This window comes from Herbaspirillum sp. SJZ107, from assembly GCF_006715485.1.
In the GTDB taxonomy this organism is placed as follows: Bacteria; Pseudomonadota; Gammaproteobacteria; order Burkholderiales; family Burkholderiaceae_D; genus Telluria.
This window is the reverse complement of record NZ_VFNH01000001.1, coordinates 1,906,795-1,928,425: the sequence shown is the minus strand read 5'-3', so window position 1 is coordinate 1,928,425 and position 21,631 is coordinate 1,906,795. Positions and strand designations below refer to the sequence as shown.

At 68.4% G+C, this 21,631-nt stretch carries 19 protein-coding genes; 10 read left to right on the top strand and 9 right to left on the bottom strand.

Annotated elements, in window-relative coordinates; translation table 11 throughout:
* The first annotated feature begins 20 nt into the window (after positions 1–20).
* The 4 genes from FBX97_RS08625 (at position 21) to FBX97_RS08610 (ending at position 3,286) form a co-directional block, all read left to right on the top strand.
* Positions 21–1,034: an ABC transporter substrate-binding protein gene (locus FBX97_RS08625; protein WP_141830340.1), complete on the top strand. Its 1,014-nt coding sequence runs from the start codon at positions 21–23 to the stop codon at positions 1,032–1,034.
* A gap of 33 nt (positions 1,035–1,067) precedes the next feature.
* Positions 1,068–1,898 carry an ABC transporter ATP-binding protein gene (locus tag FBX97_RS08620; RefSeq protein ID WP_141830339.1) on the top strand — a complete coding sequence of 277 codons (831 nt, stop codon included), beginning with the start codon at positions 1,068–1,070 and terminating at the stop codon, positions 1,896–1,898.
* A complete protein-coding gene (locus FBX97_RS08615) occupies positions 1,898–2,797 on the top strand; it encodes an ABC transporter permease (RefSeq protein ID WP_141831051.1) in 900 nt (299 codons plus the stop codon). The genes FBX97_RS08620 and FBX97_RS08615 overlap by 1 nt, the downstream gene beginning before the upstream one ends.
* Positions 2,798–2,932: 135 nt before the next feature.
* On the top strand, positions 2,933–3,286 hold the full coding sequence (locus FBX97_RS08610; protein WP_141830337.1) for a DUF5710 domain-containing protein: 354 nt from the start codon (positions 2,933–2,935) through the stop codon (positions 3,284–3,286).
* Here the strand turns inward: FBX97_RS08610 and FBX97_RS08605 are convergent.
* Positions 3,283–4,371: a DUF5694 domain-containing protein gene (locus FBX97_RS08605; protein ID WP_141830335.1), complete on the bottom strand. Its 1,089-nt coding sequence runs from the start codon at positions 4,369–4,371 to the stop codon at positions 3,283–3,285. The genes FBX97_RS08610 and FBX97_RS08605 overlap by 4 nt on opposite strands.
* A 254-nt stretch (positions 4,372–4,625) precedes the next feature.
* Between FBX97_RS08605 and FBX97_RS08600 the strand changes: the two genes are divergently transcribed.
* Together FBX97_RS08600 and FBX97_RS08595 are read left to right on the top strand one after the other, a co-directional pair.
* A complete protein-coding gene (locus FBX97_RS08600) occupies positions 4,626–5,741 on the top strand; it encodes a hypothetical protein (RefSeq protein WP_141830333.1) in 1,116 nt (371 codons plus the stop codon).
* Positions 5,742–5,823: 82 nt separating this feature from the next.
* Complete coding sequence (locus FBX97_RS08595; protein ID WP_141830332.1) at positions 5,824–6,657, top strand: SDR family NAD(P)-dependent oxidoreductase; 834 nt, start codon at positions 5,824–5,826, stop codon at positions 6,655–6,657.
* Between the two features lie 12 nt (positions 6,658–6,669).
* Here the strand turns inward: FBX97_RS08595 and FBX97_RS08590 are convergent, their stop codons facing one another.
* Positions 6,670–7,995: an amidohydrolase gene (locus tag FBX97_RS08590; protein ID WP_141830330.1), complete on the bottom strand. Its 1,326-nt coding sequence runs from the start codon at positions 7,993–7,995 to the stop codon at positions 6,670–6,672.
* A gap of 59 nt (positions 7,996–8,054) precedes the next feature.
* The gene (locus FBX97_RS08585; protein WP_255517356.1) at positions 8,055–10,028 is read right to left on the bottom strand and encodes a CocE/NonD family hydrolase; all 1,974 of its coding nucleotides are present in this window, start codon (positions 10,026–10,028) and stop codon (positions 8,055–8,057) included.
* A gap of 158 nt (positions 10,029–10,186) precedes the next feature.
* Here FBX97_RS08585 and FBX97_RS08580 point away from each other — a divergent pair, with 158 nt between their 5' ends.
* Genes FBX97_RS08580 through FBX97_RS08570 form a run of 3 tightly spaced genes read left to right on the top strand, consistent with a single transcriptional unit; the run spans position 10,187 to position 14,186 of the window.
* Positions 10,187–11,494, top strand: a complete 1,308-nt coding sequence (locus tag FBX97_RS08580; protein ID WP_141830328.1) for a c-type cytochrome — start codon at positions 10,187–10,189, stop codon at positions 11,492–11,494.
* On the top strand, positions 11,491–11,973 hold the full coding sequence (locus FBX97_RS08575) for a (2Fe-2S)-binding protein (protein WP_141830326.1): 483 nt from the start codon (positions 11,491–11,493) through the stop codon (positions 11,971–11,973). Before FBX97_RS08580 ends, FBX97_RS08575 begins: the two co-directional genes overlap by 4 nt.
* Complete coding sequence (locus FBX97_RS08570; RefSeq protein WP_141830324.1) at positions 11,970–14,186, top strand: molybdopterin cofactor-binding domain-containing protein; 2,217 nt, start codon at positions 11,970–11,972, stop codon at positions 14,184–14,186. Before FBX97_RS08575 ends, FBX97_RS08570 begins: the two co-directional genes overlap by 4 nt.
* Positions 14,187–14,324: 138 nt before the next feature.
* Here the strand turns inward: FBX97_RS08570 and FBX97_RS08565 are convergent, their stop codons facing one another.
* Genes FBX97_RS08565 through FBX97_RS08550 form a run of 4 tightly spaced genes read right to left on the bottom strand, consistent with a single transcriptional unit; the run spans position 14,325 to position 19,404 of the window.
* Positions 14,325–15,839 (bottom strand): efflux transporter outer membrane subunit, encoded by a 1,515-nt coding sequence (locus tag FBX97_RS08565; RefSeq protein WP_221631768.1) that lies wholly within the window; start codon positions 15,837–15,839, stop codon positions 14,325–14,327.
* A gap of 18 nt (positions 15,840–15,857) precedes the next feature.
* The gene (locus FBX97_RS08560) at positions 15,858–17,423 is read right to left on the bottom strand and encodes an MDR family MFS transporter (RefSeq protein WP_141830322.1); all 1,566 of its coding nucleotides are present in this window, start codon (positions 17,421–17,423) and stop codon (positions 15,858–15,860) included.
* A complete protein-coding gene (locus FBX97_RS08555) occupies positions 17,420–18,718 on the bottom strand; it encodes an HlyD family secretion protein (RefSeq protein WP_141830320.1) in 1,299 nt (432 codons plus the stop codon). Before FBX97_RS08555 ends, FBX97_RS08560 begins: the two co-directional genes overlap by 4 nt.
* Positions 18,715–19,404, bottom strand: a complete 690-nt coding sequence (locus FBX97_RS08550) for a CerR family C-terminal domain-containing protein (RefSeq protein WP_141830318.1) — start codon at positions 19,402–19,404, stop codon at positions 18,715–18,717. The genes FBX97_RS08555 and FBX97_RS08550 overlap by 4 nt, the downstream gene beginning before the upstream one ends.
* 193 nt (positions 19,405–19,597) lie before the next feature.
* Here FBX97_RS08550 and FBX97_RS08545 point away from each other — a divergent pair, with 193 nt between their 5' ends.
* A complete protein-coding gene (locus FBX97_RS08545) occupies positions 19,598–20,410 on the top strand; it encodes an SDR family oxidoreductase (protein WP_141830316.1) in 813 nt (270 codons plus the stop codon).
* A gap of 9 nt (positions 20,411–20,419) precedes the next feature.
* Here FBX97_RS08545 and FBX97_RS08540 read toward each other — a convergent pair whose 3' ends face one another.
* Positions 20,420–21,214: a DUF2145 domain-containing protein gene (locus FBX97_RS08540; RefSeq protein ID WP_185748513.1), complete on the bottom strand. Its 795-nt coding sequence runs from the start codon at positions 21,212–21,214 to the stop codon at positions 20,420–20,422.
* Positions 21,211–21,618 (bottom strand): hypothetical protein, encoded by a 408-nt coding sequence (locus FBX97_RS08535; RefSeq protein ID WP_141830314.1) that lies wholly within the window; start codon positions 21,616–21,618, stop codon positions 21,211–21,213. The genes FBX97_RS08540 and FBX97_RS08535 overlap by 4 nt, the downstream gene beginning before the upstream one ends.
* Between the last annotated feature and the right edge of the window lie 13 nt (positions 21,619–21,631).

Here is a 21,631-nt window from a genome sequence, read left to right as displayed (position 1 = left end):
CTGCCAGCGAAAGATCACCAATGCGTTTCACCCTGACCAAACTCACCGCCACCCTGGCGCTGTCGGCCGCCGTCGCCCTGCCGTCCGCCTCCGCATTCGCCGAAGGCCAGCTGCGCGTCGCCCAGCAGTTCGGCATCGTCTACCTGCTGCTGAACGTGGCGCAAGACCAGAAACTGATCGAAAAGCACGGCCAGCAGCTCGGCGTGCCGATCAAGGTCGAGTGGGTCCAGCTGTCCGGCGGCAGCGCCGTCAACGATGCGCTGCTGTCCGGCTCGATCGACGTGGCCGGCGCCGGCGTCGGCCCGCTGCTGACGATCTGGGACCGCACCAGGGGGCGCCAGAACGTCAAGGGCGTGGCGTCGCTCGGCAACTTCCCGTACTACCTGGTCTCGACCAATCCGAACGTCAAGACCATCGCCGACTTCAGCGACAAGGACCGCATCGCGCTGCCCGCCGTCACCGTGTCGGTGCAGTCGCGCATCCTGCAGATGGCGGCCGCCAAGCAGTGGGGCACCGGCCAGTTCACGCGCCTCGACCGCCTCACGCAGTCGGTGCCGCACCCGGACGCCACCGCCGCCATCATCGGCGGCCAGACCGAGATCAACGGCCACTTCGCCACGCCGCCCTACCAGGAACAGGAACTGGCGGGCAACCCGAAGGCCCACATCGTCCTGAACTCGTACGACGTGCAGGGCGGCCCGAGCTCGTCGACGGTGCTGTACGCCACCGAAAAATACGTCAAGAACAACCCCAAGACCTACCGTGCCTTCGTCGAGGCGCTGGACGAGGCGGCCCAGCTGATCGCCAAGAATCCCGAGCTGGCGGCCGACGCCTACCTGCGCGTCACCAAGGGCAAGATCGACCGCGCTTTCCTGCTGAAAGTGATCAAGAACCCGCAGATCCAGTTCAAGGTCGCGCCGCAGAACACCCAGGGCATGGCGACTTTCCTGCACGGGGCTGGCGCCATCAAGAACAAGCCGGCCAGCTGGCGCGATTACTTCTTCGAGCATCCGGCGCTGGCCAAGGGCAGCTGAACGGGGCTGCAGGCATCACAAAGGGAGTTGACCATGAACGTGCTGCCTTTCCAGGTTGTGCAAAACGAGCCGCTGCTGCGCGCACGCGGCGTCACCATCGATTACCAGTCCGAGCGCGGCACCGTGCGCGCCACCCACGACGTCAGCTTCGAGGTCTGGCGCGGCGACCGCTTCGTGCTGCTGGGGCCATCCGGCTGCGGCAAGTCGACGCTGCTGAAGGCGGTCGGCGGCTTCATCGCCCCGCGCGCCGGCAGCCTCCAGCTGGACGACAAGCCGATCCTCAAGCCGGGGCCGGACCGCATCGTCGTGTTCCAGGAGTTCGACCAGCTGCCGCCGTGGAAGACGGTCAAGCAGAACGTCATGTTCCCGCTGCTGGCCGGCGGCACGCCCAGGAAGGAAGCCGAGGCGCGCGCGATGGACTGGCTGGCCAAGGTCGGCCTGGCGCCGTTCGCCGACGCCTATCCGCACACGCTCTCGGGCGGCATGAAGGCGCGCGTCGCGATTGCGCGGGCGCTGGCGATGCAGCCCGAGATCCTGCTGATGGACGAGCCTTTTGCCGCGCTGGACGCGCTCACGCGGCGGCGCATGCAGGAGGAGTTGCAGGCGCTGTGGGAGGAATCGCCGTTCACCATGCTGTTCGTGACGCACTCGATCGAGGAAGCGCTGGTGGTCGGCAACCGCATCCTGCTGCTGTCGCCGCATCCGGGACGGGTCCGGGCCGAGATCAACAGCCACCAGTTCGGCCTGCACAGTGCGGGCGGCGCCGAATTCCAGGCGACCGCGGGCCGCATCCATCATCTGCTGTTCGGCGCGGGCGCCGGTGCGCATGTCGAGGAAACGGCAGCAGGAAGGGCGGTGCAATGATGACTGCAGGTGTGAATGTGAAATGGGAGCCGCCGGTACGGCCGGAATACGAGGTGCCGCTGGCGTCGGCGCATGCCGCGGACATTCCCGCGGCCAGCATCGTGGCGCCGGTCTCGCCGCTGCAACGCCTGGGACAGGCCGGCTGGCTGCGCAAGGGCGTCCTGCTGGCACTGATCGCGGCGCTGTGGGAAGCCATCGCCCGCTGGACCGACAACGATCTGCTGCTGCCGGGCTTCCTGCAGACGGCCAAGGCGCTGGTCGAAGGGATTGCGAGCGGCGAACTGCCGGGCTACATCGGCGTCTCGCTGGCGGTGCTGCTGCAGGGTTACCTGGCCGGCGTCGCGGGCGCCTTCCTGCTGACGACGCTGGCGATCTCGACCCGGGTCGGACGCGACCTGCTGGAAACCCTGACAGCAATGTTCAACCCGCTGCCCGCGATCGCGCTGCTGCCGGTGGCGCTGCTGTGGTTCGGCCTCGGCAAGGGCAGCCTGGTCTTCGTGCTGATGCACTCGGTGATGTGGCCGCTGGCGCTGAACACCTACGCCGGCTTCCGCTCGGTCCCGGAAACCCTGCGCATGGCCGGCCGCAACTACGGCCTCGGCAACGTGCGCATGGTGACCCAGATCCTGGTGCCGGCGGCGCTGCCGGCGATCCTGTCCGGCCTCAAGATCGGCTGGGCCTTCGCCTGGCGCACGCTGATCGCGGCCGAGCTGGTGTTCGGCACCACCTCCGGCAAGGGCGGATTGGGCTGGTACATCTTCCAGAGCCGCAACGAGCTGTTCACCGACAAGGTGTTTGCCGGGCTGGCGGCGGTGATCCTGATCGGGCTGCTGTTCGAGAATATCGTGTTCCAGCAGGTGGAGCGGCTGACTGTGCGGCGCTGGGGGATGCAGAGGTAATGCGGCAAAGGTAATGCGGCAGAGGTAAGGCGCAACGGTAACGCGGCAACGTCACGCCGTCGCGCAGTGGGGCGGTTTGCTTGTTCGGGCCGGATACGTTAGCATCGTCGCCCCACGCATCCGCACCCGAACAGCATGAATTTCCTGAACGTCCCCTACGCAGAAAAAGACGAAGCCCGCGCGCTCGGCGCACGCTGGAACCCCGGAAAGAAGCGCTGGTACGTGCCGAACGGCGTCGCGCTCGACGCCTTTGCCAAGTGGATGCCGAAGGAAGGCGAAGCGCCTGCCGCCGGCGGGTCCGGCAAGCCGGGCAGCGGCCGGGTCGATGCCTATGCCGCCAAGCTGGTGACCGGCTCGCTGTACGTCGAGATCGCGCATGACTGCAATCCCTTCGAACCCTGCGCCGAATGCGCGCCGCAGCTCGCCGGCAGCGGCTGGACGGCCGCGCGCGCCAGCCTGCTGCATTCGCTTTCCGGCCTCAAGCGCTAGCGCAGCACCGCATCCGTCGGCACGATCCGCACATCGTGCATCTGGTCCAGGTAGGCCTGCAGATACCACTTGTGGCTGGCGCCGACGATCACCAGCATCCTGTTCCCCGGGGTGTCGCCGACGGCTTCGCGGATGTTGGACGCCATGCGCAGGTTGCGCGTTTCCCAATACGTCACGTAGCCGCGGCCGAACTGCTGCGTTGAAGCTTCCTCCAGTGCGGCGCCGAAGTCGCTGTCGTAGATCACTTTTGCCATTGCCGGCGCGTTGAGTGCGCGGTACAGCGCCAGCACGCCGTCGGCGGTGCCTGTCCCGGCTTTCAAGCGGTCGTCGGCCTCCTTGCGCGCGGCGTTCGCCTTGTTGTTCCAGGCTTTGTCGATGGCTGCGGCGTAGGCTTTCTGATCCGGCTCGGGGCCGAAGCCGGTATGGTCGTCCATCGCATATACGCGTTCCAGTCCGAGCGCGGCCGCCAGCGGTGCCGCGATCAGCGTGTCCTCGCTGCGCTTGCCGCGTCCGACCTTGCCGGCTTCCAGCAGCGCGACCAGGCCGGCGTCGAGGCCATCGCCGGCGCGCCGCTCGGCTTGCGGCAGGCGCAGCCACTGGACCAGCGCCGATACCGGTTCGCCGCCGGCGAGGAACATCGCGGCCAGGTGGCGCCGCTGGGCCGGCGCCGGGCTGGCCGGCCAGCTGGCCAGCAGGCGGTCGATTTCGACCGTGGCTGCCGGGACGTCGAGGCCGGTGGCGGCGCGCGCCGGGGCTGGGTCCCAGCAGTAGGTGTCGACGCTGTCCTTGAAGCGCGTGGGGAACTGGCGCATCCAGGCGCACTGCTGGCCCGACAGGCGTTCGATGGCGATGGCGCGCGGCTTCCAGGCGAGCAGGCGCGCGTTCAGGCCGGACAGGGCGGGAGGCTGGAACGGGGGCGGCAGGTAGGAAAGGTGGGCAGTGCCGAGCACCATCACCTCGTTCGGTGCGCCCCTGGCCGGGCCTTTCAGCGTGCTCGGGTCGAAGGCGTTCCGCGTGGACTGGGCATGCGCAGCGCCGGCGCAGAACAGGGTGGCCAGCATGATGGCCGTACGTGGTTGCAGCATTCGATGTTTCCTTTCATGACAGGTTGACTATCGAATGACTGTAGAGAACCGGGTACGTCCGTGCCGGGCGGATGCGACAGGTTGCCGTTTTGCCGGGGCCGGCTGCAGCTTATGGGGGCCGGGCCGTATTCGCCATGTCGTTTCCTTATGCGCGGCAGATTATTTTGAATACATACGTCGCCGTTCTGGCCAAAGCCGTCATAGAATAAAAATAAGAATGCATTTAGGCAATTCTTGTCCGCTTTGGTCTACTTGTGATCGGCCTGAATAAAATGGAAAAGACATCGAATCGCATCACCGCTCGCCGTGGCATGCAGCGCCGCCTGGTGACCGCCGTCGGCCTGGCGCTGGTCGCCGGCCTGGGCCAGGCAGCCGACAAGCCGGCGGCCGGCACCGGCAGCGCGCAACCCACGCAGGCGCTGTCCTCGGGCATCGGCATCCGTAATATCGACACGGCGGCGCGTGCGCGTGCGCACGTCGGCGGCGTGGATCCGTTGGCAGCCGAAATCGATGCAAGCGACGCGCTGCGCTTTGCGAATCTGATGAAGGACGGTACCCCGCCCACACCGGAAATCCTGCAGCGCGATTATCTGGATCGAGCCGGAACCGGTGTGAAGATATTTACGCCGGACCGCATCGTCGACGCCCGGCATCTGGCGCGGGCGATAACCGCCAGGCCCGACCACTATCGTTACGCCATCCAGAACTGCCTGCCGCAGCTGCCCGCATTGCGCAGCGATTTGCGGGCCATCTACCTGGCGTATGCGGGTCTGCTTCCCGAGCGTCCGCTACCCGACATCAAAATCGTCTTCGGCGCCGGTAATTCGGGCGGCACCGCGAGCCCGGAGGCGCAGGTCATCGGCCTGGAGGTCGTCTGTCTGCCCGGAACGTCGCCCGCCGGGTTCCGCACCAAAATGCGTGGCTTTTTTGCGCACGAAACGGCCCATACCTGGCAGGGCGACCGGACTGCGCAGGAACAGGCCGATCCGCTGCTGAGCGAAGCCCTGCGCGAAGGCGTCGCCGATTACCTTACCAGCCTGGTCACCGGAGAAGTCCCGGAGCTGTCACGCGATGCGTGGGCGCGCCAGCGGGAGTCCTGGCTGTGGCAGGAATTCCAGCGCGACCGCGCGGCCTTGCGCGCCGACAGCGAGGGCCTGCGTAATCCGATGGCGAGTCCCCATTTCCGGCGCTGGATCGGCAACTACAATGCCGCGCCGGCAGGATGGCCGTTCGAGGCAGGCTATTGGGTCGGCATGCGTATCGCGGAGGCCTACGTTGCACGGGCGGGCGACAAGCACGCGGCCATCCGCGATCTGCTCGAATTGCGCGACATCGAAGCGATCCTGAAGGCAAGCGGCTACGGTTCCTGACCATGCCCAGCGCATGATGCCCCTCCGATGTATGATGGTGCCCCGGTTCGCCAGGCGCGACAGACCATGGAGGTAGGCAGCAATGAATACGGCATCTTTGGAAGGCAAGGTCGCGATCGTCACCGGCGGCGGGCGCGGACTCGGACACGCGATGACCCTGGGCCTGGCGCGCGCCGGCGCCAGCGTCGTCGTCTCGGCCGCGCGCCAGAGCGACGAGGTCCGCGCCGTTGCCGACGCCATCAACACCGAGCTGGGCGCGCGCCGCGTGCTGGCGCTGCAGGCCGACGTGACCCGGGAAGCCGATTGCCGGCGCCTGGTCGACGAAGCGGTTGCCGCTTTCGGCGGCCTGCATATCCTGGTCAACAACGCCGGCCGCGGCATGAAATACGTGAGCCCGACCTTCCTGACCGAACCGACGCGGTTCTGGGAAGTCGACAGCGACACCTGGCGCACCATCGTCGACACCAACGTCAACGGGCCGTTCCTGATGGCCAAGGCGGCCGTGCCGCACATGCTGCGCCAGGGCTGGGGCCGCGTCATCAATATCACGATGAACCACGAGACCATGCGCCGTGCCGGCTTTTCGCCTTATGGCCCATCGAAGGCCGCGCTCGAGTCCGAGACCGTGATCTGGGCCCAGGACCTGGCCGCCACCGGGGTCACCGTCAACGGGCTGCTGCCCGGCGGCGCCACCGATACCGGCATGATCCCGGATGGCGTACCCGATGCCGTGCGCAGCCAGCTGCTGCGCCCGGAAGTGATGGTCGAGCCGCTGCTGTGGCTGGCCTCGGACGCGTCCGCAGCGACCACCGGCGCGCGCCTGAATGCGGCGCGCTGGGACGCTGCGCTGCCCGCGGAGCAGGCTGCGGCAGCCGCGATGGAAAACGCGGGCTGGGCCAACGGGGCCGCGCGCTGAGCGGCCGGCCGGTCAGCGCGCCGCGTTTCCCATCACGTTCAGCACCGCCAGCGTCATGGCCTGGGCGGCGGTCTTGATCGACGGCTCCGGCACCGGCGCATAGAAAGGCGAGTGGTTGAACGCGACCGGCTTGCCGCCCGGGCGCGCCGCTTCCGCCACCGCTTCCGGCGCGTACACGCCGGTGAAGAAGAACATCGACGGAATGCCTTCGTCGGCGTAGGCCGAGAAATCCTCGCTGGCGGTCATGGCCGGCATGCGCTGCGCCTTGTCGGCGCCGAAGGCGTCCTTGAACACGGCTTCGGTCTTGCGCACCAGGTCGTCGTTGTTGACGATGGCGGCGCCACCCGGGATGATCTGTACGTCGGGCGCGGGCGCACCGGCCATCGCGGCGGAGGCGTTGGCGACGCGCCGGATGCCATCCAGCAGCTTGGCGCGCACTTCGGGGCTGTACGAGCGGATGGTGCCGCGGACCTGCACGTTGTCCGGAATGATGTTGCCGACCGTGCCGCCCTGGATCGCGCCGATGGTCACCACGCCGAATTCCTTCGGATCCTTTTCGCGGCTGACCACGGTCTGGACGTCGACCACGAAGCGCGCCGCGATCGCGATCGGATCGAGCGCCTTGTCCGGTGCCGAGCCGTGGCCGCCGCGGCCCTTGAACTGGATTTCGAGCGCGTCCGAATTCGACGACACCGGTCCGCTGTTGTAGCCGACCGTCCCGTAGGCCAGCGGCCAGGAATGCAGCGCGAAGGCGTAGTCCGGCTTCGGGAAGCGGGTGAACAGGCCGTCGGCCAGCATGGCCCTGGCGCCGCGCACGACTTCCTCGGCCGGCTGGGCGATGAAGACCAGGGTGCCGTGCCACTGCGATTTCAGCTCAAGCAAGGTGCGCGCGGTGCCGAGCCAGCTCGCCATGTGCACGTCGTGGCCGCAGCTGTGGGTCACGAAATTGTCGTCGGCCTTCGTACGGGCGCGGCTGGCGTAGGGCAGGCCGGTCTTTTCTTCCATCGGCAGGCCGTCCAGTTCGGTGCGTACCAGCACGGTCGGGCCGGCGCCGTTCTTCAGCACCGCCACCACGCCGGTCTTGCCGACCTGTTCGGTCACCGTGAACCCGAGCTTGCGCATCTCCGCGGCCAGCCTGGCGGCGGTGCGGGTTTCCTGGAACGCGATCTCCGGATGGGCGTGCAGGTCCTTGTAGGTGGCGTCCAGCCACGGGTACATGGCGTTGACGCGGGTGGCGACTTCGGTCTTGAGCGGGGCCGCTGTCTGGGCAACAGCGGCGAGGGACAGCAGCGACAGCGAGACTGCCGCGGCAAGGCGGGCGACGACGGGATGGTTCAAGCTTGCCTCTCTACTATTAAGTAAGAGGCAAGCGTAGCACGACGCTTACTGGATGGCCATCATTGGACCGGCATCACCAGCACCTGCAGCCCCGACGGCGTGGCCGGCGCATGATAGACGCGCTGGGTCGCCTTCTTGAAATCCTCCGGCCTGGCTTTCGGGATCGAGACGAAGGTCTGCGGATTCAGGTCGACCAGCGGGAACCACGAACTCTGCACCTGCACCATGATGCGGTGGCCGCGGCGGAAGGTGTGGTTGACGTCGCCCAGGTGGTAGCTGATGGCTTCCACCTTGCCCGGCACGAAGGGTTCCGGCTTCTCGAAGCTGTTGCGGAACTTCCCGCGCAGCGGATTGCCGCGCACCAGCATCTGGTAGCCTGCCATCGGCGAGGACGGCGTGGCGACGTCATGGCCGCGTTCGCGCGGCTCGGCGCCCGACGGGTATTCCGCCGGATAGACGTCGATCAGTTTCACGACCCAGTCGGCGTCGGTGCCGGTGGTGGACACGAACAGCTTCGGCGTGACCGGGCCGGCGATCGTCACATCCTCTTCCAGCACCTCGCTCTGGTAGACCAGAACGTCCGGACGCGAGGCGGCGAAGCGCTGGTCGGACACCATGTATTCCTGCGGCACGTCGGTGGTGGCGTAGGCGACATAGGGCACCGGCTTCTTCGGGTCGGCCACATACTCGTCGAATTCCGTCGCTGCTGCCGGCTGCTGCCAGGTCAGCTTGCCGCCGGCGCCGAAGTACAGCGTGCGCGGCTTGGCCTGCACCGGCGGCCAGGCGCTGTACTGGCGCCAGACGTTGGAACCGGTCTCGAAGGCCGTCACTTCGGCGATCGGCCGGGCGGGCTTGATGCCCTTCAGCTGCTGTTCGAAGAACGGAAACTGGATATTGGCGCGGAAGTCCTCGCCGGTCTTGCGGTCGAACGAGACCTGGCCCAGGCGCTTGCCGTCGTAGGCCGCCCAGCCGCCATGCACCCACGGGCCGATCACCAGGCCGTTGAAGATATTCGGGTTGTTCTTCTTGATCGCATGGTAGGTGGTGAACGGCCCTTGCGGGTCTTCGGCGTCGAACCAGCCGCCCACGGTGAGCACCGCCGCCTTGACGTTCTTCAGGTGCGGAGCGATCGCGCGGATCTTCCAGAAGTCGTCGTAGGTATCGTGGTCGATGGTCGGCGCCAGCAGGGCGCGCTGGTTGTCGGTCATCGTGCCCAGGATGTTCTGCATCGTCAGGTGCTGCAGGAAGAAGTCGTAGCCGCTGGCGGTGCCGTAGTCGAATTCGCTGCGGGTCTTGGGCAGCGGGGTCGGGTTCTGCTGCTCGGTGAACGAGGCGTAGAAGCCGAAATTGGCGGCCAGCATGAAGGCGCCGCCGTGGTAGGAATCGTCGCCCATGTACAGGTCGGTCACCGGCGCCTGCGGCGAGGCGGCCTTGATCGCCGGGTGCGAATCGATGATGCTGGCCGAGGTATAAAAGCCCGGGTAGCTGATGCCGTAGATGCCCGCCTTGGCGTTGTTGTTGGGGACGTGCTTGAGCAGCCATTCCATGGTGTCGTACATGTCCTGGCTTTCGGTGCCTGCCCCGGCGGCGCGCGTGACGTCCTTGCCGTGCGGGGTCATCTCGACCCACTTGCCCTCGGACATGTAGCGGCCGCGCACGTCCTGCTTGACGAAGATGTAGCCGGCGTCCTCGAACTCCTTCGACGGGCCGATCTGCTTCGGGAACCAGTCGACGCCGTAGTGGCGCTCGCCGTCCGCGAACACGCCCACGCTGTACGGCGTGCGGTTGATCAGGAACGGATAGGTCTTCGCGCTGTCCTTCGGCACATAGACGACGGTGAACAGGCGGGTGCCGTCGCGCATCGGGATGTGGTACTCGTACTTGGTGTAGGTCTCGCGCAGGTCGCGCTGCGGGGCCGGGGCCTGGTCGGCTGCGGAATCGGCGGCTGCAGCTGCGGCGGCTGCGCCGGCGAAGGGCGCGCCGAAGGCGAGCGACAGCATCAGGGTCAGGACGGGAAGAGGGCGGCGGATCATGGGTTCGTGGGCGCAGGATGGGTGAAAAAGCGAGTATATGTCTTAATAGCAATGTTCGCCATGGGGCAATGGTATTGACGCGCGCACAATAGCGGATGCGCTCCGGATGGCTTCATAAAAGGCGTTCATAATCGAAGCCATTACATCGGAGACGACGCATGGACCCCGCACCGCGCCCGCGCACACCGCAACGACGGACCCGCCTGATCGTGCTGGCCGTGCTGGTATTGATGGCGGCCGCCGCCTTTGCCATCATGTGGCGGCCGGCGATCGAAGCGCAGACGGCGGCGCCGGTCTTCGACGCGGCGACCGTCAAGCGCGGCCAGCGCCTGGCGATGGTCGGGACATGCGCCGCCTGCCACACGGTCGACCCCTCCCGTCCCTACGCCGGCGGCTTCGCCCTGGCCACGCCTTTCGGCACCGTCTACAGCACCAACATCACGCCCGATGCCCGTACCGGCATCGGCGGGTGGAGCGAAGCCGCCTTTACGCGCGCGCTGCGCGAGGGCGTGTCGCGCGACGGCCACCTGCTGTATCCGGCCTTCCCCTACGATCACTACACGCAGCTGGCGCAGGACGACATCCGCGCCATGTACGCCTACTTCATGACGCGTCCGGCGCTGGAAGCGCCGGCCCACAAGAACGAGATGACCTTCCCGTTCGGCTTCCGCCCGCTGGTCGCGTTCTGGAACATGCTGTACCTGAAGCGCGAACCGTGGCAGCCGGTGGCCGGCCAGAGCGCCGAATGGAACCGCGGCGCCTACCTGTCCGTCGCGCTGGCCCACTGCACCGCCTGCCACACGCCGCGCACCAAGCTGGGCGGCACCGACTTCAGCCGCCACCTCGACGGCGGCGAAGCCGAAGGCTGGTACGTGCCGGCGCTGAACGAACACAACCCGTCGCCGGTTCCCTGGACGCGCGACCACCTGGCCGAATACCTGCGCACCGGCATCGCGCCCGACCACGCGGTCGCCGGCGGACCGATGCAAGCCTCGGTCGAGAACCTGCGCCTGGCCGACCCCAAGGATATCGACGCCATCGCCACCTACATCCACAGCTACCTGGCCAAGGCACCCGTGCGCCAAACCCGGGCCGCGATGCCTGGCGGCTTACCGGCGCCGGCCGCCGACGACCCCGACCTGCAGCGCATGCAGCTCGGTCACGTCGTGTATGCCAACAGCTGCGCGCGCTGCCACGAGGTCGGGCGCGACAACACCTCGGGCGCGGCGCTGCAGCTGCAAAAGGCGGTGGCGCTGTACGACCCCGATCCGCGCAGCCTGATCCACATCGTGCGCGACGGCATCACGCCGCCGGACGGCGAGCCGGCGCGCTGGATGCCCGGCTTCGCCGCCATCCTCACTGACGAGCAGACCGGCGCGCTGGCCGCCTACCTGCGCCGCTACGGCGCCGGCCAGCCGCAGTGGGAGCACATCGAAGACCAGGTCAAGAAAGCGAAGCAGCCATGACGACATACCACCTGCGCGTGAACGGCCGCGACCACGCCGTCGATACCGATCCGGATACGCCGCTCTTATATGTGCTGCGCAACGACCTGCAGCTGAACGGCGCCAAGTTCGGCTGCGGCCTGGGCCAGTGCGGCGCCTGCACCGTGACCCTCGGTGGCGAATCGGTGATGTCCTGCCTGGTGCCGGTGTCGGTGGTCGGCACGCGCGCGGTCGGCACCGTCGAAGGCCTCGGCACCACCAAGGCGCCCGGCGTGCTGCAGCAGGCCTTCATCGCCGAACAGGCGGCGCAGTGCGGCTACTGCATCGCCGGCATGATGATGCGCGCCGAAAGCCTGCTGGCGAAAAATCCGAAGCCGACCGACGCCGAGATCCGCCAGCACATGATGCCGAACCTGTGCCGCTGCGGCACCCACATGCGCATCCTGCGCGCGGTGCGGCGTGCCGCCGATGCGCTGCCGGCGAAGGGAGGCAAGGCATGACGGCCGGCCTGGAAAGCCCGCGCCGCCGGCAGGTGCTGGCCGCCGCCGGCTCGCTGACGATGGTATTCGCGGTCAAGCCGGCCTGGGCCCAGGACGAGACCCCGATGAACAAGGGCAAGCTGCCCGGCAGCCTGGAAAAGGAACCGTGGCTGGACGCCTGGATCCGCATCGATGCCGACAACCGCATCACGGTCTTCACCGGCAAGGCCGAACTGGGGCAGGGCATCAAGACCGCGCTGCTGCAAGTGGCGGCCGAAGAGCTGCTGGTGGCGCCCGGCCGCATCACCCTGGTCACCGCCGACACCGCGCGCACCCCGAACGAAGGCTATACCGCGGGTAGCCACTCGATGCAGGACAGCGGCACCGCGCTGCGCCACGCGGCGGCCCAGGTGCGCCAGATCCTGGGTGAACTGGCAGCAAAACGTTTCGGTATCGGCGCCCCGGCGGTGACGGTGCGCGACGGCGTGTTCCAGGCGCCGGACGGGCGCCGCGCCAGCTACGGCGAGCTGCTCGCCGGCCAGCAGCTGCACCTGCGCTGCAACCCGGCCATTCCGGTGCGCGCGCCCGAGGGCCACACGGTCGCCGGCAAGCCGCTGCAGCGGATCGACATCCCGGCCAAGGTGACCGGCGGGCCGGCCTACGTGCAGGACCTGCGCCTGCCGAACATGGTGCACGGGCGCGTGGTGCGGCCGCCGACGCCGGGTGCGCGCCTGCTCGATGTCGACACCGCCGCGGTCGCGCGCCTGCCGGGCGTATTGAAAGTGGTGCGCGACGGGCGCTTCCTGGCGGTGATCGCCGACGGCGAATACCGCGCCGTCAAGGCCACGGCAGCGCTGGCCAAAGCAACGCGCTGGGACACGCCGGCGACGCTGCCGGCGGACACCAGGCCGGCGCCGATGGTGCGCGCCTGGCCCGCCAGGCCTTATCCGATCCTGGAGCGCGGCGTTCCCGGCAGCGCCGGGCGCACGCTGGCGGCCATGTATTCGAAACCCTTCCAGCTGCATGCCTCGATCGGCCCATCGTGCGCGGTGGCCCAGCTGGTGAACGGCCAGTACACGGTGTGGACCCACAGCCAGGGCGTGTACCCGCTGCGCGATGCTTTATCGGAACTGCTCGGTGCGGACAAGGCCACGATCCGCTGCATCCACACCGAGGGCTCGGGCTGCTACGGCCACAACGCCGCCGACGACGTCGCCGCCGACGCCGCCCTGCTGGCGCGCGCCTTTCCCGGCCGTCCGGTACGGGTGCAATGGATGCGCGAGGATGAAAACGGCTGGGAACCCTTCGGGCCGGCGATGCTGACCTCGGCGCGGGCGACGCTCGACGGTGCCGGCAAGATCGTCGACTGGCAGTACGACGTCTGGAGCCCGCCGCACAACACGCGGCCCGGCAAGGCCGGCAACCTGCTGGCGGCGACCCACCTCGACAAGCCGTTCAAGCCGGACACGCCGACCCCCAGCCCGCAGCCGGAAGGCAGCGGCGACCGCAACGCGATTCCGTATTACGTGCTGCCGAACGCGCGCGTGGTGCACCAGTTCCAGGACACCATCCCGCTGCGCAGTTCGGCCCTGCGCTCGCTCGGCGCCTACTGCAACGTGTTCTCGATCGAAAGCTTCATGGACGAGCTGGCGCACGCCGCCAACGTCGACCCGGTGGCATTCCGGCTGCGCAACCTGGCCGATCCGCGCGCGGTCGACGTGGTGCGCGCCGCGGCGAAAAAGTTCGGCTGGGACAGCTACAAGAAGACGCCGCGGCGCGGACGCGGCTTCGCCTTCGCCCGCTACAAGAACCTGGCCGCCTTCTGCGCCATCGCCCTCGAAGTCGAGGTCGCGCGCGACACCGGCATGGTGCGCATCACGCGCGCAATGGCGGCCGTGGATTGCGGCGAAGTCGTCAACCCCGACGGCGTGCGCAACCAGATCGAGGGCGGCATCATCCAGTCGGCCAGCTGGACGCTGCTGGAACGGATACGCTTCGACGAACGCCAGATCCTGACGCGCGACTGGGCGCAGTATCCGATCCTGCGCTTCAACCAGGTGCCCGAACGGCTGGAGGTGGAGATCATCGACCGGCCGGGGCAGCCTTTCCTGGGGACCGGGGAGGCGTCGCAGGGGCCGACCGGGGCGGCGATTGCAAATGCGATTGCGGATGCTTGCGGGTTGCGGTTAAGGGATTTGCCGTTGGATCGGGCGCGGCTGCGGGCAGGGCGCTGAGCCTTCCTCAAGGTTCGTTTCGGCACGCTACCTGTAAACGTCGCCCCGCGAAGGCGGGGGCCCAAGTTGCACGCGTTTCGGCGGCTCGGAAAACTTGGAGGGATAGCGCAGCTATCCCGCCTGCGCAGGGGCGACGGCTCATGGGGCGCCGGTGGGTAGCGTTGCTTGTGGATTGTCGGATTGCCACCCCAATCCCAAGGCCTTGTGCAAGGCCACGAACTCCCCGGTCAACGCCGCCTGCGCCTGTGCCAGGCTCTGCTCGGCCGCAATCTGCTGCCGCTCGGTATCCAGCAAATCGATCAGGCTCGCCGTCCCCGCCTTCTGGCGTGCCGCCATCAATTCGGTCGCATGCTCTGCCGCCGCCTTGGCGCGCGCAACCGTGGCGACGGTCGCCCGGCGCTGCTTGAAACGGGACAGCGCTCCCTCGGCGTCGCGCAGTGCGCCCAGCACGGCAACCCGATACTGCGCCTCGGCCTCGTCACGCGCCCCTTCGGCCTGCTCGATGCGCGCCGCGTTGCGGCCGAAGTCGAGGAAATTCCAGCTCAGCTGGGGCGCGGCGATGGCCGAGAAATCGTCGAGGTGGGTCAGGTCGGACGGATGGGTGCCGCCGATGCCGATCAGGCCCAGCAGGGTCAGGCGTGGGAAGCGGGCGGCGTCGGCCTGGCCGACCTGGGCGCTGCGCGCGGCCAGCGTACGCTCGGCGGCGCGGATGTCGGGCCGGCGTTTCAGCATCGCGGCCGGGTCGCCTGTCGCCACCGATGCGGGCGGCAGGGGTACCGGCGCGGCTGCCGCCAGTTGCGCGTCGAGCGCGCCCGGCGCCAGCCCCACCAGCGTGGCCAGTTCGTCGCGGTAGGCGTCCAGCTGCGACAGCAGCGGCTCGGCGTCGGCGCGGGTCGATTCGAGTTGGCCCTGCAGGCGCGTCAGGTCGAGCTGCGACGCGGTGCCGGCCTGGACCCGGCGCGCGGTCAGGTCGAGCATGCGCTGCTGGCGCGCGATGGCGGCATCGCTGAGCGCGATGCGCTGCTGTACGCTGCGCAGGTTGATGTAGGCCGACGCGACTTCCGCGGTGAGGCTCAGCTGGGCGTCGGCCAGCTGCGCTTCGGCGGCGTCCGCGGCGGCGCCGGCGGCTTCCACGGCGCGGCGGCGGCCGCCGAACAGGTCGATTTCCCAGGTGGCGTCGAAGCCGACACTATACAGATTGAGCGAGGACGGGAGCGCGAAGCCGCCGCCCGCACCGCCTTCCGCGCCGGCGCCGCTTTCGGCACCTGCGCCGAGCGCGTCGCCGAGCGGCGGCAGGCGCACGTGGGCGGCCATCGCCGTCGCCGTGCCGTTCGGGCGGCCATTGGCGCGTTCGGTGCCGAGCGCGGCGCGCGCCTGGCGCAGGCGCGCGCGGGCCACGCCGAGATTCGGATTGGCCTTCAGGGCGGCGTCGACCAGGCCGTCGAGGGTGGCGTCGTTCAGCGCCGGCCACCAGCGTGCCAGCACCTGGCCGTCGGCAGCGGCGTCGCCCGCGCGTGCGAACGACGCCGCCGGGGCCGCCGCCGGCGGTCCCGCATAATCCTTGCCGGCGGTCGCGCAGCCGGCCAGCAGCGCGGCGGCGAGCACGGACGGCAGCAGGGCCATGGCGGGACGGAAGGATATCTGCTTCTTCATCAAAACCTCACTCCTCAATCAATGGCCGGCGACCGGCGCGCCGGTATTCAGCGGACGCAGGAACAGCACCAGCGGGATCACGCAGCCGATGCCGACCGACAGGATCCAGAACAAATCGATATACGTCATGGTCAGCGCCTGCATCTGGATGGTGCCGCCCAGCGTGCGCAGCGCCTGCGGCATGCCGCCCAGCGCGTGTGCCTGGGCGGCCAGGTAGTCCTGGACGCCGCCGCGGTTGGCGTTCAGCGACTCTTCCAGCCGGCGCGAGTGCAGCCACAGGCGCTGGTCCTGGACCACGGCGATGCCCGCCAGCGCCAGCGAGCCGCCCAGGTTGCGCGCGGCGTTGAACAGGCCGGCGGCGTCGCTGGCGTTCTCGCGCGAGACCGACTGGATCGCCGCCTGGTTCAGGAACACCATGGCGAAGATGGTGCCGACGCCGCGGATCAGCTGCGAGATCACGAAGTCGCCGCCCGCCGACTGGGCACTGAGCGCGGTGTCGAGATAGGCGCTGGTGGCCAGCACCATCAGGCCAAAGCCGACCGCGACCCGGATGTCGACATAGCGGATCAGCAGCGGCACCAGCGGCATCATCATCAGGCTGGGCAGGCCGCCGAGGGCCACGATCTTCCCCGACTGCAGCGCGTTGTAGCTCGAGATCGTGGCCAGGAACTGCGGGATCACGTACGAGGTGCCGTAGATGACCATGCCGACCGTGATGCCCATGATGACCACGCTGCCGAACTGGCGGTCGAGCAGCAGGCTCAAACGGATCACCGGCCGCTTGGCGGTGAGCTGGCCCGCCATCAGCAGCAGCAGGCCGGCAAAGGACAGGAGGCTGAGCCAGATGATCAGGCTCGACGAAAACCATTGTTCGCGCTCGCCTTCCTCCAGCACCACCGTCAAGCCGCCCAGGAAGGCGGCCAGGCCGAAGATGCCGAGCCAGTCGGCTTCCGCGATCAGGTCGAGCTTGGCCGGTTCGTGCTTCAGTCCCACCAGCAGCAGCACCACCAGGCCGGCGCACACCGGCACGTTGAGGAAGAAGGCGTAGTGCCAGCTCAGGTTTTCGGTCAGCCAGCCGCCGATCAGCGGGCCGACCACCGGCCCCAGGATGGCGGTGGCGCCGAACAATGCGGTGCCGATCGGCTGCTGGCTGCGCGGCAGGCGGGTGGCGATGATGGTCTGGGCGGTCGGGATCAGCGCACCGCCGGTAAAGCCCTGGCCGACCCGGCCGACGATCATCATGCCCAGCGTGGTGGACACCCCGCACAGCACCGAGAACGCGGTGAACAGCCCGGCCGCGACCAGCAGGAAGGTGCGCAGGCCGAGCACGCGCTCGAGCCAGCCGGACAGCGGGATGATGACGATTTCGGCGACCAGGTAGCCGGTGGCGATCCAGGTGCCTTCGGTGCCGCTGGCGCCGATCTCGCCCTGGATCGTCGGCAGCGAGGAATTCACGATCGAGATGTCGAGCGTCGCCATCAGCGCGCCCAGGGTGCCGGCGGCCACCGCCAGCCAGGCGCCGGCGTCGGCGCGCGGTTCGGCGCCTTTGGCACCTGCGCCGGCTTCGGCTTGCGCGGCGCTCATCGGCGTGCCTCGCTCGCTGCCTTCTGTTGATCTTCGACCCGCTCTTTTACATCATCCTGGTGGTTCTCTTCCTGCTTCCTGATCCGCTTGGTGTCGTCCTTGGCGCCCTTGGTCTCGACTTCCACCTTCACCGACAGCCCCGGCAGCAGCAACTGGCGCGTCTCTGGCGTGGCCTCGACCGACACGCGCACCGGAATGCGCTGCACGATCTTGGTGAAGTTGCCGGTCGCATTCTGCGGCGGCAGCAGCGAGAACTGGGCGCCGGTACCGGGCGCCACGCTCTCGACGCGGCCGTTGAGTTCCACGCCCGGCAAGGCGTCGACCTTGATGTGGGCCGGCTGGCCGACGCGCATGCGGCCGATCTGGGTTTCCTTGAAGTTGGCCGTGATGTACAGGCTGCCCACCGGCACCAGCGTCATCAGGCGCGTCCCCGGCTGCACGAACTGGCCGACGCGCACGGTCTGGTCGCCGATACGGCCGGCGATGCTGGCGGTGAGCGTGGTCGATTGCAGGTTGACGCTGGCCGCCTTCAGCTGGGCCTCGGCGCTGCCGGCCTGGGCTTCGGCCTGGCGCACCTGGGCGCGCAGGGTGCCGACGCGTTTTTCGGCGTTGGCAAGGGCCGCGCGCTGCGCCGCCACCTGCTGGGCGCCCTGGGCCGCCTGGTTGCGGCGCGCCGACAGCGCTTCGGCGTTCTCGGCGCCGATCTCGACCAGCGGCGCATAGCGCTTGACTTCATTGGCGGCGAAGGCGGCGTTGGACTGGGCGGCCGCCAGCTGGGCGCGCACTTCGGCGATGGCGGATTCCTGTTCGGCGATCTGGGCCCGCACCACGTCGGCGTTGGCATGGGCGCTGGCGATCTGCGATTCGAACTGTTCGGTCTGGGCGCGGTAGTCGCGCGGGTCGATGCGCACCAGCGGCTGGCCGGCGGCGACGTCCTGGTTGTCCCTGACCAGCACTTCCTCGACGTAGCCGCCGACTTTCGGCGCGATCGTCACGGCGTCGGCCTGCAGGTAGGCGTCGTCGGTCTCTTCGTGGTATTTGCCGACGATCTGGTAGTACGCGAACCAGCCGATCCCGACCAGCAGCACCAGCACGCCGGCGCCGATCAGCACCATCCGGATCTTGCGCTTCTTTTCGGGCGAGACCGGCTTCTTGCCACCGTCCTTTTGCTCGCTATCTTTCTCGCCGTCGGGCTTCTTGTCCTCGGACTTCTGGTCGTCCGGCTTCTTGTCCGGCGCGGCGTCGGGCCGGGCCGTGTCCTGCCTGGGTTCTTGGATCGATGGATTGTCGGTCATGGGGCGTTTCCGGGAGTGGGTAGGGCGATGCCGCGGCGGACGGCTTCGAAGTCGGCCATCGCGCCGGCATAGCCGGCCAGGCGCTCGGCCCAGTGTGCGATGGCATCCGGCGCGTCGAGCAGGCCGGGGTCGGCCGCGCGGATCTTGTCGCGGCCGTGATAGGGGTAGGCGATCAGGGCGAAGATCGAGAAGGCCAATGCCTGCAGTTCGCGGTCGGGGGCGGCCAGTCCGAGGTGGCGCTGCAGCAGCGCCAGCAGCCGCGCATGCATCTGTTCGCGGATGCCTTGCTCTTCCTGCAGCATGCCGGTCGGCTCGAAGGATTCGCGCAGGCGCAGGCGCACGCTGAGCAGGGTGTCGGCGCCCTGCACGAGCGGCTGCAGGCAGGTACGCATATATAAATGCAGGGCCTCGCGCAGCGGCAGGCCGGGTGCGTCGAAGGGCGGCAGGGCTTCGCCGGCACCGTGCACCGGCTCGAACAGCGCGGCGCGGTACAGGCCGGCCTTGTCGCCGAAGTAGTAGGCAATGGCGGCGATGTTGACCCCGGCCGCATGCGCGATGTCGCGCACCGGCGTGCTGGCATAGCCGCGTTCGACGAACAGGCCGAGCGCGGCGGACAGGATGCGCTCGCGCGCCTGGATGCCGTCGGCACGCGGCTTGCGCGTCGGTTGCGGTGATGGGGGATGCATGTAGGTGAACAATTAGTTAAACGACTGTTTGACTTACACATCGTACGCTTAATAAATTGATCATGCGTTTTGAATCGTGCGCAATAAATACGCATGACAGGGATGGCCGCGCTACGTTGGCGGGCGCACCGTCAACGCAGCCGGTGGCAGGTCAACATTAGGGGAACAAGCTCACCAGATGAAAGGAACCACCATGTCCACCCCAGCATCCCGCCCGCTCGCCCTGGTCACCGGCGCCTCCAGCGGCATCGGCTATGAACTGGCACGCCTGTTCGCCGCCGACGGCCACGACCTGATCATCACCGCCACCACTGTCGAGGGACTGGCCCGCACTGCCGCCGCCGTCACCGCGGCCGGCGCCGAGGCGATCGTGGTGGCCGCCGACCTCACGCAATACGAGGGCGTCGAAACCTTGGCGGCGGCGATCAAGGAGACCGGCCGGCCGCTGGAGGCGGCGGCGCTGAATGCGGGCGTGGGGCTGGGCGGCTACTTCGTCGGTGGTACCGACCTGGCCGAAGAACTGAACATGATCCAGCTGAACACGGTGTCGCAGGTTCACCTGACCAAGCGCATCCTGCCCGACATGGTCGCGCGCGGCGCCGGCAAGCTGCTGTTCACGGCCTCGATTTCGGGCACCATGCCGACGCCCTACGAAACCGTGTACGGCGCTACCAAGGCCTTCCTGATCTCCTTCGCCGAGGCGGTGAAGTCGGAGATCAAGGACAGCGGCGTCACCATCACGCTGCTGATGCCGGGCCAGGTCGACACCAAGTTCTGGCACCGCGCCCACATGGATACCAGCAAGCTGGGCCTGGGCGAAAAGGCGGCGCCGACCAAGGTCGCCAGCGAAGGCTATGAAGCGATGAAGGCCGGGAAGGACCGCATCGTCGCCGGCATGACCAGCAGCAAATTCATCGGCAACGTGATCAACAACCTGGCGCCGGACACGGTCAAGGCCGACCTGCACGCCAAGGACGCCAGGCCGGATTCCGGCCTGGAGAAATGAGACATACGACTACTGCGCCACGCTCAGCACCCGCGCCTGCGGGTCGAGCGCCTGCACGAAGCGCAGCAGGGCATCGGCGTTGACGGTATCGATGTGACCGGCCATGCGGCGATCGAACGGATGGTCGTCGAAGGCGACGTTGGTGCGGAACATGCGCGCGCCCAGGCGCACCGCGGCCGGGATCTCGACCGTGGCGGGATCGTAGTGCCGGGTCCTGAGCCAGGCCTGGGCTTCGGCGCGGGTCTCGACCTGGCCCGGCGCGGCGCCGGCGGAGGCCAGCAGTTCCAGCACCCACTGGTTGGAATTCTGGTAGCGCGTCGAGTACACGTAGGACAGCATGTTGTAGCGCGGCTCGTGCATGCGGCGCGGCGCCCGGCCCGCCATCACGCCCGCCAGCCGCGCCTGCAGCGCGGGACCGGGCAGCAGGATGCGCGTTTCGTAGCGGTACAGGTCGGTCAGGAAGAAGTTGCCGATCCCCTCGTTGTACAGGTCCGAGTACGCTGTGCCGCAGGCGTTCAGTTCATGCACGACGGTCCAGCGCCCGGCCGGATGGTCGCGCAGCACGATGCCCAGGTGCGAATAATGCTGGCCGTATTTGCTCAGGTCCTGGCCAGCGCGCGCCACCAGTGCCACGGCGGCGCCGCTGGCGTCCAGCGCCTCGTAGGTCTTCTTCGCCAGGTCCATCGACTTGACGACCTCGGGCGCGCTGAGCGGCTCGGCGCGGCAGGCCTGGCCGGCGTGCGCCGGCGCGGTACAGAGGAGGGCGGCCAGCAGCAGGGGCAGGCCGGGGCGCGCCGCGCTCATGCGCCAGCCCGCTCGTGGTGCAGCAGCACCTTGCCCAGTTCGTTCGGCACGAAGGCCAGCGCCTTGCCGGACAGGACCAGCACGTGGCCGGTCGACGTTGCCACCACCTCGAGCACGGTGCCGGCGGCGATCGACAGGCCGCGCGCCGCCTCGCCGGACAGCCGCACGGTGGCGGTGCTGGCCTGGCCGGCCCCCTGCAGTACCAGTACCACGCCTTCGGCGGACGCCGCAACGCTGACCACGACCACGCTGCCTGCCACGGCCACCGACAGCAGCGAGCCGCCGATCACCATCGCCGAGGCATCGGTCGACAGGCGCGACGGTGCGGAAGCATCGCCGTTGCCGCCGGCATGGGCGCCGCTGCAGGCGAAGCACAGCAGGGAGACAAGCAAAACACGTTTCATGGCACCTCCGTAT

Coding starts and splice junctions, on each gene's coding strand:
- FBX97_RS08595 (WP_141830332.1), top strand. CDS start 5,824: ATGAATACGGCATCTTTGGAAGGCAAGGTCGCGATCGTCACCGGCGGC.
- FBX97_RS08555 (WP_141830320.1), bottom strand. CDS start 18,718: ATGACCGACAATCCATCGATCCAAGAACCCAGGCAGGACACGGCCCGG.
- FBX97_RS08565 (WP_221631768.1), bottom strand. CDS start 15,839: ATGAAGAAGCAGATATCCTTCCGTCCCGCCATGGCCCTGCTGCCGTCC.
- FBX97_RS08580 (WP_141830328.1), top strand. CDS start 10,187: ATGGACCCCGCACCGCGCCCGCGCACACCGCAACGACGGACCCGCCTG.
- FBX97_RS08560 (WP_141830322.1), bottom strand. CDS start 17,423: ATGAGCGCCGCGCAAGCCGAAGCCGGCGCAGGTGCCAAAGGCGCCGAA.
- FBX97_RS08610 (WP_141830337.1), top strand. CDS start 2,933: ATGAATTTCCTGAACGTCCCCTACGCAGAAAAAGACGAAGCCCGCGCG.
- FBX97_RS08550 (WP_141830318.1), bottom strand. CDS start 19,404: ATGCATCCCCCATCACCGCAACCGACGCGCAAGCCGCGTGCCGACGGC.
- FBX97_RS08620 (WP_141830339.1), top strand. CDS start 1,068: ATGAACGTGCTGCCTTTCCAGGTTGTGCAAAACGAGCCGCTGCTGCGC.
- FBX97_RS08585 (WP_255517356.1), bottom strand. CDS start 10,028: ATGATCCGCCGCCCTCTTCCCGTCCTGACCCTGATGCTGTCGCTCGCC.
- FBX97_RS08535 (WP_141830314.1), bottom strand. CDS start 21,618: ATGAAACGTGTTTTGCTTGTCTCCCTGCTGTGCTTCGCCTGCAGCGGC.
- FBX97_RS08540 (WP_185748513.1), bottom strand. CDS start 21,214: ATGAGCGCGGCGCGCCCCGGCCTGCCCCTGCTGCTGGCCGCCCTCCTC.
- FBX97_RS08625 (WP_141830340.1), top strand. CDS start 21: ATGCGTTTCACCCTGACCAAACTCACCGCCACCCTGGCGCTGTCGGCC.
- FBX97_RS08545 (WP_141830316.1), top strand. CDS start 19,598: ATGTCCACCCCAGCATCCCGCCCGCTCGCCCTGGTCACCGGCGCCTCC.
- FBX97_RS08570 (WP_141830324.1), top strand. CDS start 11,970: ATGACGGCCGGCCTGGAAAGCCCGCGCCGCCGGCAGGTGCTGGCCGCC.
- FBX97_RS08575 (WP_141830326.1), top strand. CDS start 11,491: ATGACGACATACCACCTGCGCGTGAACGGCCGCGACCACGCCGTCGAT.
- FBX97_RS08615 (WP_141831051.1), top strand. CDS start 1,898: ATGACTGCAGGTGTGAATGTGAAATGGGAGCCGCCGGTACGGCCGGAA.
- FBX97_RS08605 (WP_141830335.1), bottom strand. CDS start 4,371: ATGCTGCAACCACGTACGGCCATCATGCTGGCCACCCTGTTCTGCGCC.